Annotated in this window: 10 protein-coding genes; 3 read left to right on the top strand and 7 right to left on the bottom strand. The window is 59.2% G+C overall.

Translation table 11 applies throughout. The features are described 5' to 3' along the window. Positions 1-27 precede the first annotated feature (27 nt). The gene (locus QP977_RS07365; protein WP_070652759.1) at positions 28-1,644 is read left to right on the top strand and encodes an alpha-(1->6)-mannopyranosyltransferase A; all 1,617 of its coding nucleotides are present in this window, start codon (positions 28-30) and stop codon (positions 1,642-1,644) included. A 6-nt stretch (positions 1,645-1,650) separates the two neighbouring features. Continuing rightward, positions 1,651-2,631 (top strand): phytoene/squalene synthase family protein, encoded by a 981-nt coding sequence (locus QP977_RS07360; RefSeq protein WP_070652758.1) that lies wholly within the window; start codon positions 1,651-1,653, stop codon positions 2,629-2,631. A gap of 30 nt (positions 2,632-2,661) precedes the next feature. On the opposite strand, the gene QP977_RS07355 is transcribed toward QP977_RS07360, so the two are convergent. Next, complete coding sequence (locus tag QP977_RS07355; RefSeq protein WP_005510311.1) at positions 2,662-3,036, bottom strand: Rv2175c family DNA-binding protein; 375 nt, start codon at positions 3,034-3,036, stop codon at positions 2,662-2,664. A 79-nt stretch (positions 3,037-3,115) separates the two neighbouring features. Between QP977_RS07355 and QP977_RS07350 the strand changes: the two genes are divergently transcribed. Then, complete coding sequence (locus QP977_RS07350; protein ID WP_016423017.1) at positions 3,116-5,488, top strand: Stk1 family PASTA domain-containing Ser/Thr kinase; 2,373 nt, start codon at positions 3,116-3,118, stop codon at positions 5,486-5,488. A 71-nt stretch (positions 5,489-5,559) separates the two neighbouring features. On the opposite strand, the gene QP977_RS07345 is transcribed toward QP977_RS07350, so the two are convergent. The 6 genes from QP977_RS07345 to QP977_RS07320 all read right to left on the bottom strand — a co-directional run bounded on the left by QP977_RS07345 (position 5,560) and on the right by QP977_RS07320 (position 11,853). Continuing rightward, complete coding sequence (locus tag QP977_RS07345; RefSeq protein ID WP_005510339.1) at positions 5,560-6,945, bottom strand: class II 3-deoxy-7-phosphoheptulonate synthase; 1,386 nt, start codon at positions 6,943-6,945, stop codon at positions 5,560-5,562. A gap of 68 nt (positions 6,946-7,013) precedes the next feature. After that, on the bottom strand, positions 7,014-7,505 hold the full coding sequence (locus QP977_RS07340) for a polyadenylate-specific 3'-exoribonuclease AS (RefSeq protein ID WP_016423018.1): 492 nt from the start codon (positions 7,503-7,505) through the stop codon (positions 7,014-7,016). 151 nt (positions 7,506-7,656) lie between these two features. Then, positions 7,657-8,448: a lysophospholipid acyltransferase family protein gene (locus QP977_RS07335; RefSeq protein WP_049170252.1), complete on the bottom strand. Its 792-nt coding sequence runs from the start codon at positions 8,446-8,448 to the stop codon at positions 7,657-7,659. A gap of 103 nt (positions 8,449-8,551) precedes the next feature. Next, the gene (locus tag QP977_RS07330) at positions 8,552-9,565 is read right to left on the bottom strand and encodes an ROK family glucokinase (protein ID WP_070595622.1); all 1,014 of its coding nucleotides are present in this window, start codon (positions 9,563-9,565) and stop codon (positions 8,552-8,554) included. Between the two features lie 9 nt (positions 9,566-9,574). Then, positions 9,575-10,729: a glycosyltransferase family 4 protein gene (locus QP977_RS07325; protein ID WP_070652757.1), complete on the bottom strand. Its 1,155-nt coding sequence runs from the start codon at positions 10,727-10,729 to the stop codon at positions 9,575-9,577. Between the two features lie 53 nt (positions 10,730-10,782). Continuing rightward, positions 10,783-11,853: an NlpC/P60 family protein gene (locus QP977_RS07320; protein ID WP_350309571.1), complete on the bottom strand. Its 1,071-nt coding sequence runs from the start codon at positions 11,851-11,853 to the stop codon at positions 10,783-10,785. Between the last annotated feature and the right edge of the window lie 274 nt (positions 11,854-12,127).

Genomic DNA, 12,127 nt, shown 5'->3' with positions numbered 1-12,127 from the left:
AGCAATGTATCGATTGTTTAGGTTGACATGAATTTATCGCGGAGTGCTCAGCTGGGTGTCTACGGTGGCATCCTCATTGCTCTGGGCTCCTACGGTTCCGGTGCGAATCGCTACCGTGGCGGCCTTGTCCACGCTCTGGGACTCGACTGGATCACCTACGGTCACGGTCAGATTTTCTGTGAGATTGTGATTTGGGTAGGTATCGCCCTGCTGCTTATCTCGTGGCTGCGCATCGGGCGGGAACTGCTGTTCTCGAAGGGGACCATCCGGGACATTGTGGCCGGTTCTGCCCATGATGGCGACGCAGCAGACGCTGCGGTTCCAGCGAACGCTGGCGGCGATGAGTCCACGTTGCGTCGGTTCAATTCAATCCTGATGGCCTGGGCAATTCCCCTCGCGCTGGCCGCACCGCTGTTCTCTCGCGATGTCTATTCGTATCTCATGCAGGGCGCGATGGTCCGCGATGGGTTTGATCCCTACACTGAGGGAGCTGCAGCCAATCCAGGGCCGATGCTGCTGGAGGTATCCGCAGATTGGCGGAATACCACCACCCCGTATGGCCCGCTGCATCTGGGAATTGGCGAGGTCATCACGCGGATTGTCGGCGACAACATCACCGTCGGCGTGATTCTCTACCGCATTGTGTGTCTGCTGGGCTTCGCCGCCATTGTCTGGTCGATCCCGCGAATCGCCCGGGAGCTTGGAGCAAATCCGGCTTTCGCACAGTGGCTCGGTGTGCTCAATCCACTGGTGCTACTGCATCTGATTGCGGGTATGCACAACGAGGCACTGATGGTCGGATTGGTCAGCCTGGCACTAGTCGCCGCACTGCACATGGAGCGCATGCGGGGTGGCCTGGTCGCTGCTGTCCTCATCGGAATTGGCGTCGCGCTGAAAGCCACCGCTGTCCTGGCGCTGCCCTTCGTCGTGTGGATTGTGTTGACCAGGCGCGAGCCCATCGCCACGGTTCAAGAGATGCTGCGCAAGATTCCGGCGATTGCCGGTGTGGGCATCGTGTTGGTCGCAGTTTGCGTCGGCACGCTTGCAGTGGTGACGTGGCTGACCGGCTCGAGCTGGGGCTGGATTTCCGAGATCAGTGGCAATACCAAGGTGATTAACCCCCTGGCAGCACCGTCAGCGGTCGCTGGTGTGATCTCGGGCGTCACGGCGTGGTTCAACGACGACATCGGTTTCAATGTCATCGTCAGCCACACACGCGTGGTCTCCTCCATCATCATGCTGGTGGGACTCGTGATCTCCTGGTTCTACTTCCGAGCCACCCCTCGTAACAATGTCGCTGGCATGATTGCCGCCTACGTGGTGGCCTGCGTATTTAATGCCGTGGCACTTCCCTGGTACTACGCCAGCTTATTGACTCCCATGGGAACGATTCGCCCGCCACGATGGGTGATTCAAGGCACCGTGTTGTTCACATTCATCCTGTCGCTGTCCTTCGCCGGCGGCGGCAATCACCGCTTCTACGACGTGCCCTGGATGGTTATCATTACCGTTCTCGGCTGGCTGGCCGTCGGCTGGCTGACCACTGGAAAATTCAGCTGGAAGTACCCGTGGCGCGACGATAAAACCGCCGCAGACACGGATTCCACGGTGGCGCCCCTGTCGCGGTCGACCGAGGTCGCATAGTTGTCCATGCCCACCCCACAGTCTCTCTCGACCATCGCGCTGCCACAGTCCTACGAGCTCTGCCGCGATATTATGGCCTCCCATGGTCGCACGTATTCCCTGGCCACGCGACTATTGGCACCCCGCCAACAGCGTGCGGTGTGGTCTCTCTACGCCTGGGCACGCATCGTCGATGACTACGTCGACTGCCCCGCCGACGCCGACCGCTCCCCCACACACATCGAAGCCACGGTCACACGTTTAAGCGAGCTTTTCCACTCAGCTGTCGTCATCGGTTCGCTTGACGACGTCCACCGCGACCGCGACCGTGCCGTCATCTCGGCGGCCGCACAGACTTTTCGCGACTACGACATCGATCCACAGCTCTCTGCGGACTTTGTTCACTCCATGTTGATGGACGTGCCCGACACATCGTGCCACATTGCGCATTTTGAAACATGGGAGCAACTCGACTCGTATATGTGGGGCTCCGCAGCAGTCATCGGCCTTGAGATGATGCCCATCCTAGGCACCCGCACAGGGGTCTCCCGTGAGGAAGCCACTCCCTACGCAGAGCTCCTGGGAAAAGCCTTTCAGGTGACAAATTTCCTCCGCGACATCGCCGAGGATTTTCGCCGTGGCCGTATTTACCTACCACTGAATGAGTGGGAGGCCTTCGGAGTGGGTACCGAGGAGATCGGCTACTGTGCCGCCACGGGACAGACGACCCCGGCGGTACGTCAGGCATTGGCCTTCTTCATCGCTCGCAACCGCGCCCTCTATGCCGAAGCCAGCAGCGGCGTGGACATGTTAGAGGTGCCAGGGCGTCAGGCTATCCGTGCCGCGGAGATTCTCTACTCAGACATTCTCGGCGAAATTGAGCGCATGAACTACAACGTCTTTGCGCAACGCGCTCAAGTGGGACGCGCTCGAAAAGCAAAAATCGCCCTCCCGCTGCTTTTCACAGCAGTGGCCGGGCGATTACGACAGGAGCTATCGCGGGCGTAGGACGGCGGGCGTAGGACGCCGTCCGGGTCTTTACAACGCCATAGCCTGTGCGCGGCGCATTACTTCGCGTGCAAGGTGACCGTGCAGGGCGTCCACCGGACGTCCAGGCAGAGATTCATCTTCGGTGAATAGCCACTCCAGCGTTTCTTCTCGCGTGTAGCCGCCGTCGGCAAGCAATGCGAGTGCGCCAGGTACAAAACGCGCGACCTCATCATCTTCAAAGAAGCGGGCGGGAATTTGTGCAATGCCGTCGCGGTGGACTGCAATAAGGCGACCCTCCTGCAGCAACGCGTGAATTCGGGTGACGGTGACGCCAATGAGGTCAGCGGCATCGGGCAGCGCAAGAGTGGGTTCGTCGGCGCTCAGGACATCGTGGCAAGTTGGAATCTTTCTCACACTGGTCACTTTAGCGCGTTGGCCTTGCAGTAGGTACGTCCCCATATACTTATTAGAAGCAACTGATTGGAACAGGGAAGGCTGGTTTATGTCGCAGCTTGTCGAGGGGCAGATTCTCGATGGTCGCTACCGCATCGGAGCCACCATCGCACACGGTGGCATGAGCACCGTGTACTGCGCCACCGATTTGCGGCTCGATCGCAGGGTGGCCGCAAAGGTCATGGATCCGCGTTTTGTCGACGACGAGTCTTTCCGCATCCGCTTCGAACGTGAGGCCCGCGCGGTCGCGCACCTCAATGACGAGTCGCTTGTCAACGTCTACGACCAGGGCACGGACCCGGCGGGGCATGTTTTCCTCATTATGGAATTCGTCGACGGTGGGACCCTCCGCGAACTGCTCCGTCAGCGCGGTCCGATGCCTCCGCATGCAGCTGCCGTCGTGATGCGCTCAGTTCTGCGCGCCCTATCGGTGGCGCATTCCCGCGGCATGGTGCACCGAGATATCAAGCCGGAAAATGTGCTGATTGCCTCGGACGGGCGAGTGAAGCTGGCGGACTTCGGTCTAGTGCGCGCGGCCGCTGATGCCAAGGTGACCTCTAACTCGGTCATCGTCGGCACCGTCGCTTATCTGGCTCCGGAGCAGGTCACGGGTGAATCCATCTCCCCTGCATCCGATGTGTATGCGGCGGGTATTTTGCTCTTTGAGCTGCTTACCGGCACCACGCCATTCATCGCCGATTCTTCGCTCGGCGTTGCCATGAAGCGATTGAACGAAGATGTCCCGCCACCCTCGGAGTTCATCGACGGCGTTCCCGAGGAGTTCGACGAGTTGGTCGCCCGCGCTTGTTCCCGCAGGCCGGAGGATCGGTTTGAGACGGCCGAGGAATTCGGTGACGCACTCGAAGACATTGCGGACAAACTCGCGCTGCCACCATTCCGCGTGCCGTCGCCCGTCAATTCAGCAGCCGCCAACGCTGCCGCCATGGAGGGGCTCACAGAGGACTTCCACCGACCGGGCAACGACCATTTCGATGACAGACACGGCACCGCAGAGACGGCACCCGAGCGCTTCGGTCACGACGGCTATGGCTTCTCGACGGACGCACCCGGTAGCCCCGTTTCTTCCCGACCACCGGGACCACCAAACGTTTTCGATGATTTCGACGACCCGGATGCGGGGCGGACACGCACTTTCGATCGCTATGACGAGTACAACCCCCCTGGCTGGGAATCCCCGGAGCCGTCTGGTGGAGCTCTCGTACCAGCCGACGTTCCAGGCGCTCCGGAATATCCGCTGCCGCCGGACACTCAGGGCCCACAGCACCCACAGCATCCGCAGCCGCGATCTGCTCAGACTCAGACGCCTAAGAGCCGTCGAGCTACCCGACAGCGGACGCGCCGTGGATGTGCATTGTGGCTGATTATCGCCCTGGTTGCCACGTTGGGCATGGGGCTTGGCGCATGGTGGCTGGGCTCTGGCCGTTACGGCGAAGTGCCCTCTATCACTGGGCTGTCGCAACCACAGGCGATGACCGCAATCAGTGAGGCGGGCTTTGAACCGGTGGTTGATGAGCGCTACGACAACGATGTCGCAGTGTCCCAGATTATTGGCTCGGACCCCCTGGCTGGAGCGCGGGTTGTCCGCGGTGATGATGTTCGCGTGCTGGTCAGCCTCGGCCGCCCGACAGTGCCCGCATATCCCGCGAACCACTCAAAGGAAGTATTCAGCGCTGCCCTAGCTAAGCGGACGTTGAAAGAAGAGGTCGGAGACCCCGTCTTTTCCGATGATGTCTCCACCGGCGGCTTGGTCTTTGCGGTTCCTGCTCCAGGACAGACCGTCGAAGTTGGCTCGGTTGTGACTGTGCATTACTCCAAGGGGCCAGCACCGGTGAAGGTGCCAAAAATCGTGGGCCTTCAAGAGGATGAAGCTCGTGAGCTGTTGAGTAAGGCCGGACTGGAAGTCCGGGAGGTATCGGCGGAGTTCTCCTCCTCTGCTGAGCCGGAAGAGGTTCTTTCCGTGTCTCCTGAGGAAGGCACTGGCCTCGAACGCGGTAGTTCTGTGACGTTGACCATTAACAACGGCATCGAAGTGCCCAATGTAGTGGGCAAGTCGGAAGATACTGCTCGCCAAATACTGCAGCGCGAGGGCATTGAGGTAAGCGAAGTAAAGGACGCGTCCTCCTCCTCGCGCGACTACGGCCGTGTCGACGCAGTCTCACCGAGTGCAGGTCGTCTGGTTAACCCCAATGATGCGACTGTCACGCTGACCGTATCCAGAGCAGTGAAGGTTCCGCAGCTGCTGGGTAAAACTGTTGCGCAGGCACGTCGTGAAGCGGAGAAACAGCATCTTCAGCTCGACATCGACGGCTCTGCGAACGAGAACGATCGCATCGTATTGCAGTCACCCCGACCGGGCGCTAAGGCCACGGCGGGTGACAGCATTTCGGTCAGCACTCTGTAAAAAGTGCGGCGCGCTAATGAGTGCGGCGCTGCACTAGCTGGGCTAGTTGTACCTAGCTGAGCTGGTTGCAACTAGTTGCGCAGCATCTCGGCAACCAGGAAGGCCAGCTCCAGCGACTGCTGAGTGTTCAAACGCGGGTCACAAGCGGATGCGTAACGGCCTGGCAGGTCGACATCGGAAATGTCCTGCGCGCCACCGAGGCACTCAGTGACATCTTCGCCGGTCAGCTCCACGTGGATACCGCCCGGGTGCGAACCGATCGAGCGGTGCACCTCGAAGAAGCCCTGAACCTCGTCGACAATGCGGTCGAAATGGCGGGTCTTGTAACCATTGGAGGCCGAGTAAGTGTTGCCGTGCATCGGGTCGCACTGCCAAATGACCTTGTGACCAGAAGCTTCCACAGCCTCAACGATGGGAGGCAGCACGGAGCGAACCTTGTCATTGCCCAGACGCGAAGTCAGGGTCAGGCGACCAGGCTGGAAGAACGGGTCGAGCTTGTCGGCGTAAGCGACAGCCTCCTCCGGCGTGGTGGTCGGGCCAATCTTCACACCGACGGGGTTGCCAATCATGGCAGCCAGGTTGATGTGGAAGTCCTCAATGCCACGGGTGCGCTCACCAATCCACAGCTGATGCGCGGAGAGATTGAACAGCTCCTGGTTGCCATCGTTTTCAGAAAGGCGCAGCATAGCGCGCTCGTAGTCAACAACCAGCGCCTCATGCGAGCAGTAAATCTGCGCGGTCTGCAGGTTCGAGTCCGCAACACCACAGGCAGCCATGAACTGCAGTGCGTGATCAATCTCGCGTGCCAGGTCCTCGTAGCGGGCGCCAGCCGGCGAGTTGCTGACGAACTCACGGTTCCACTCGTGCAGACGGTGCAGGTCAGCGGTGCCCGAACCTGTCAGTGCACGTACCAGGTTCATCGCCGCAGAGGCATTGGCGTAAGCACGCACCATTCGAGCTGGGTCGTGAACTCGAGCTTCTTCGGTCGGCTCAACGCCGTTGACCATGTCACCGCGGTAGCTAAGCAAACCGTCGCCGTCGATATCCTTCGAGCGCGGCTTGGCGTACTGACCAGCGATACGAGCCATCTTCACGACCGGAGTGGATGCGCCGTAGGTCAGCACAACGGCCATCTGCAGCAAGGTCTTCACATTGGCGCGGATGTGCGGCTCAGTATTGGACTCAAAGGTCTCCGCACAATCACCGCCCTGCAACAGGAAGGCCTTACCATTAGCGACGTCGGCAAGCTCCTGACGAAGCTTGCGAACCTCAGGCGCGACCACAATTGGCGGCACCGATTCGAGAATGCGACGCACGTTTGCAGCGGCGCGGGCATCCCAGCTTGGCTGCTGTAGGGCTTGGCGGGATACGACATCAGCAAAGCGCTCAGCCATGTCTCCGGGAAGCGGTGGCAGATCGGGCAGGTCATCTACAGGGAGATCAATAGTCCAACTCACAGAAGTTCATTGTAGTGCCCCTGCCAGAAGGGTGTTAGTCAGGTCACCAAATATTCGAATTCCGTTGCTTAATCAAGCGGCAACTTCTGTGCAATCTTTTGAAACTTCAGCAGATTGTGCTGGGCATCTGCCAGCGCGTCGTGCTTACCTGCAGTCTGTTTCGGCAACCGTGGCTTGCCCGCCATCTCCCAGTACTGCTTGAGTTCACGGGTATAACGTGGCATGAACTGCGGCAGCTTGGTCATATCACCCCAAAGCTGCACCAACGCAATGTGATCGTAGGCGCCTACCCAAGCCCACAGCTCTGGGCTGCCCGTACCGGGTTCGGTGAAAAATGCCAGCAGTTCCTCGCGGATCGTGTCCCGGTTCTTCCACAGCGGAGATGAGGGGTTGGGCAGCTGATTGAGCACGTTGGCCCGCACCCACGGGCCGGCCTTGCTCTCATTGAACTCGGTAGACACCGCGTAGTATTCGCGGCCGTCCTCAGCTACGACACCGATGGAGACAAGATCAATAGTCTTGCCGTCTTCAATAAACTCGGTGTCATAAAAATAACGCACGGTGTGGAATCCTCTCCAGCCTCGGCCTCGCGTCGGCTACCTCGCGACCAAAAGACCGTGGAGCCCTACCGAGCAAATCTTACCCATGCACCGAATCGCCATAGGAAGTGTGCAGCCCCACTGTCGCGAAAACTATCTGCGCCTAATTATTCTAGCGAGCGCGTCGGAACCAGCGACGAGGGGTCGGCTTCGGCCCCGGAGCCGGAGTAGTGAGCTCTCCACCCGGTTCGGTTCCCGCTGGATAGCCGGTGCCGGCCTCCAAGGACTTCTTCACATCAGTCGCGTAAGCATCGACATATTCCTGACCAGAAAGCTTCTGAATTTCCTTAATCAGGTCATCCGTCAGTGCCCTGGCCGCTTCATACTCATCGCTGTACTTGGCTTTGTACTCCGACGGATCAATCGGATCGCCGATAATCGTGCCGACCTTCACCGGACGAGGAATCCACGAACCAATCGGGTTGGCTTTCTCCGTATCAATCATCGCCATTGGGAACACCGGCACACCGGCCTCCAGCGCGACACGTGCCGCACCGGTTTTACCGCGGTACAGTCGACCATCGGGACTACGGGTGCCTTCCAAGGAAATGCCCAGCAGGTCACCGCGTGACAGCACCTTCAAGCCGGCGTTCAGCGCATCGCGAGCTGCATCACCAGAGGTACGGTCAATCGGCACCTGCCCCACCGAGGAGAAGAAGAACTTCTGGATACCGCCGACAAAGCCCGGCGTGGTGAAGTACTCCGCCTTCGCCAGGAACGTCAGCTGACGACGGCAGACCAGTGGGAAGAAAAAGTGATCCATCACAGCAAGGTGGTTCGACGCCATCAGCGCTGGACCTTCCTGAGGAATCTTCTCACCACCGATGTAGTACGGGCGATTATAGATCCGCAGCCAAGGGCCAATGAGGATGTACTTAAAGAACTTGTACCAGCGATTATTCACAGTTTAAAACTATACAGGTTCAGGTGGTCCGACGATCCATCTCCGCAGCCATTCCCCCACCTTTTCGCGGGCGAATTCCCCTGCAATCCCCCCAATTGACGCTTTACGACGATGCCGCGCCCTCGGCAGCCACAACGCTGCGCGCAATATCCGCCGCACCGATCAACCCAGCATCCGCACCTAGTTCAGCGACCCGCACATCCGCTACCGGACGATAGCCAGCGCCGGTGAGATTGCGGGCAAACTCGGCCTTGGCCTTGTCCAGGTATAGATCAGACGCCGAGGCAACACCGCCACCGATGACAATCAATTCCGGATCAAAGACATCGCCCACCATCGACAGGCCACGCCCCAGCCAGGTAGCAAAGTCATCAATCGCAGCTAGAGCCAATTCATCCCCCTGGCGAGCAGCCGAGACGACATCGGTACCAGTTACCGAGCCGGCCACGAGCCCGTCGGTAAGCCGCGAGAAGTAGCGACCGGATTCAGAGAGTTCCTGAGCGGTGGTAACCAACGCCGTACCCGAGCAGTAACGCTCCAAGCAACCACGCTTTCCGCAGGAGCAGGGACGACCATCCGGCACAACGGTGAGGTGGCCGAATTCCGGCGCCGTGCCGTACGCGCCACGGTAAATCTCACCCCCCTGCATCATCGCGCCGCCGATTCCCGTACCCAGCGCAAACAGCACCCAATTATCCGCACCGCGAGCCGCACCAAAGCGATACTCACCCCAGGCGGCCGAGTTAGCATCGTGCTCAAGCTGCAGCGGACATGGGAGAAGCAAGGATAAACGCTTGACGACGTTCGCATCGCGCCACGGCAGATGCGGGGCAAAACGAACCGTCTGGCGGTCAGAATCCAAAAAACCAGCTACAGCTAAACCGATGGCGCTGACATCTGGAAAGCGTTCAACCAAGCGCTCGGATGTCTGGACAATGCCACGTTCAATGGCATCCACACTGCCGTCAGAACTAGTCTGAACTCGATACAGCACCTGCCCATCAGCGCTGACCACTGCAGCGCGCAGGTTTGTTCCACCAATATCAAAACCGATAGCCGGGCGATCAGCGGCGTCGGACTCGTCTGAGCTCGGATGAATCGGAATATCGGTGGACATAACAGTTGATTATAAAGGGATTGCGCAGGTTCGGAGAATTCGGCGAGCCCGAGCAGCCATGACCTCCCAGGTCCACGACTGCACAACATGCTCCCGACCACAGGCTCCCATCGCCGCCGCGCGCTCCGGATTATCCAAAATCTCAACCAGCCCGGTGGCGACGCTGCGCTTCGAGGCCCCGTCGACAACGATGCCAGTTTCGCCATCGATAACTGTCTCCGGGGCGCCACCAGACTTGCCAGCTATGACAGGGACACCGCAGGCCTGTGCTTCCAAGTAGACAATGCCGAGGCCTTCTACATCGAGGCCACGTCCGCGGGTTCGGGCGGGCATGGCGAAGACGCTGGCCGCATTGTAATAAGCGGGGAGGTCATCATAAGAGACCTTTCCGGCAAAAATAACCTGCTCGGAGACCCCGAGCTTTACTGCCAGCTTTTTCAATTCTCGGTTCAACGGACCAACACCCACGATCAGCAATCTGGCATCCGGGTGCTGCTCAAGAACCTTAGGCATGCTGCGAATCAGCATATCCTGCCCTTTTCGGCGCACTAGCCGAGAAATACAGACGATAAGCGGCTGGGATTCACCAATTCCGTGGTGCTGCCGGATCTTCTGTCCCGCCTCGGGGTCCGGGGAGAATCGCTCGATATCGACACCGGAAGGCAGGCGTTCAAATGCTGTTTGCGGACCAAAGGCTGCCGCAAATCGACCACGGGTGTAGCGGGAAATATAGGTCACAACATCGGAGCTCTTACCAATGCGCCTCAGCATCTGGCGGGCCAATGGCAGCATCGACCAGCCCACTTCATGTCCGTGAGTGGTAGCAACGATGCGGGTGGCACCTGCGCGACGGCATGCGTCGGCAAGCAAACCAAGTGGCGCGGCGGCACCAAACCATACGGTGTCAATGCGTTCGGTGCGAATAATCTGAGCGGCGCGACGAGCTACGTGCGGCAGTGGCAGCAGCACGGAATCACGCATGCGGTAAACACGGTACGGTAGCGACTCGTCGTAGGCGCGGAGCTTTTCCTTCGGAGCTCGCGAGGACGCGAGGACTACGAGGTTCTCCGGATCCAAACGAGCACAGAAATCACGCAGGTAGGACTCGATTCCACCATCGCGAGGCGGGAAGTCATTCGTAATGAGCAGTACGCGCGCAGACATGGAGCCGAGTTTATCTACCTTGACTAAAAGGACGCGAGGTCACCTGCCGCTAGTTAGAAGCGGACAGCGCCTTGGTACGGGCCCCCCTGGTCGATGGAAACGACCTGGACTGGAATACCGTAGTCGGAAGCATGGACAATCTGACCATTGCCGATGTACATGCCCACGTGCGTGATTCCCGGGTAGTAACCGATGATGTCGCCCGGCTGCAGCTGGTCGCGGCTCACCGGAGTACCACCGGCGAGCTGCGCCTGCGAGGTCCGCGGGATGGACTTACCAATCTGCTGGTACGCCCAGTACATCAGACCCGAGCAATCGAACTCAGAGGGACCAGCAGCTCCCCACGAGTACGGGGAGCCCAGCTTCGACAGAGCGGCATCAACTGCGGCGGAAGATCCGAGCAGTTTGTCCAACCCTTCGGTAATTGGGTTGTTCTTGGAAATCCAAATTTCCCGCTGTTCGGGGCTCAGCGATTCAACCATGGACTTGACATGCTCGGCGCGCTCATCAAATTCGGCGCTGCGCTTGTCCAAATCATCGCGGCGCTTGGCCAGGTCATCGAGCTGCTTGCGGATATCATCCTGCAGACGCAGCGCATTGGCCTTACCATCCTCGGCATCCTTGCGGGCTTGCACCGCACGGCTGACAACTTCATCGTTGTCGCGGAACATCTTGTTGATGTAACCGGCACGGTCGATAGCGTCCTGAGCACTGGCAGATCCCAGGGCGGCCGACAATGGGTCGACGATTTCACCACGCATCCGCTTCTTCGCGAAGTAAGAAATCTCACCAGAGAGCGCCTTGAGGTCATCCTGTGCTCGGAGAACCTGATCCTCAGAGTGCTTCAGCTCCCCCTCGGCGTGCCGGAGTTCCTCTTCCTTGGCCTGAACCTGGGAATCCAGCTCGGTAACTTCCTCAGAAACCGCTTCGGTATCCCGAGAAATCTTCTCCAGCTCTGCAATAATGCCGTCTGCAGTAGCCAGATCCGGGGCTGGCTGTTCATCCTGTGCAGAGGCAATCGGCGCCAAACCTACGGCGCCAAAGGTTAGCCCAGTCACGACCGTAAGCCCGACTACACCGCGACGAGAGTTGTGGCGACGACGAGAGACACGGTGACGCGACAAATCCAAACCCTTTTCAAGTTGTGTATTCAAATTTCTTCCCCGAAAAACAAAACATCAAACCACTTGACGCATTCGAGCAAATTGTAGCAGCCTTGCCGCGGAACAACACACCGACAAACCGCCAGCGCAAAGGGGTATCCAAAGGGAGTAACCAGGATAGCCCTTCGACTCCACGCATTGCGTAACCGCAGTAGAAAAACAAAAAATGAGGCGAGCGCCCCTATAGTGCTTTACGACGCGCATAGCGTCAGCACCCGGGCGCTCGCCTCAGTGC

Origin of the sequence: Corynebacterium sp. MSK012, from assembly GCF_030232435.1 — a bacterium.
In the GTDB taxonomy this organism is placed as follows: domain Bacteria; phylum Actinomycetota; class Actinomycetes; order Mycobacteriales; family Mycobacteriaceae; genus Corynebacterium; species Corynebacterium jeikeium_D.
The sequence above is the reverse complement of the archived record's forward strand: the minus strand, read 5'-3'. Positions and strand labels throughout refer to the sequence as shown.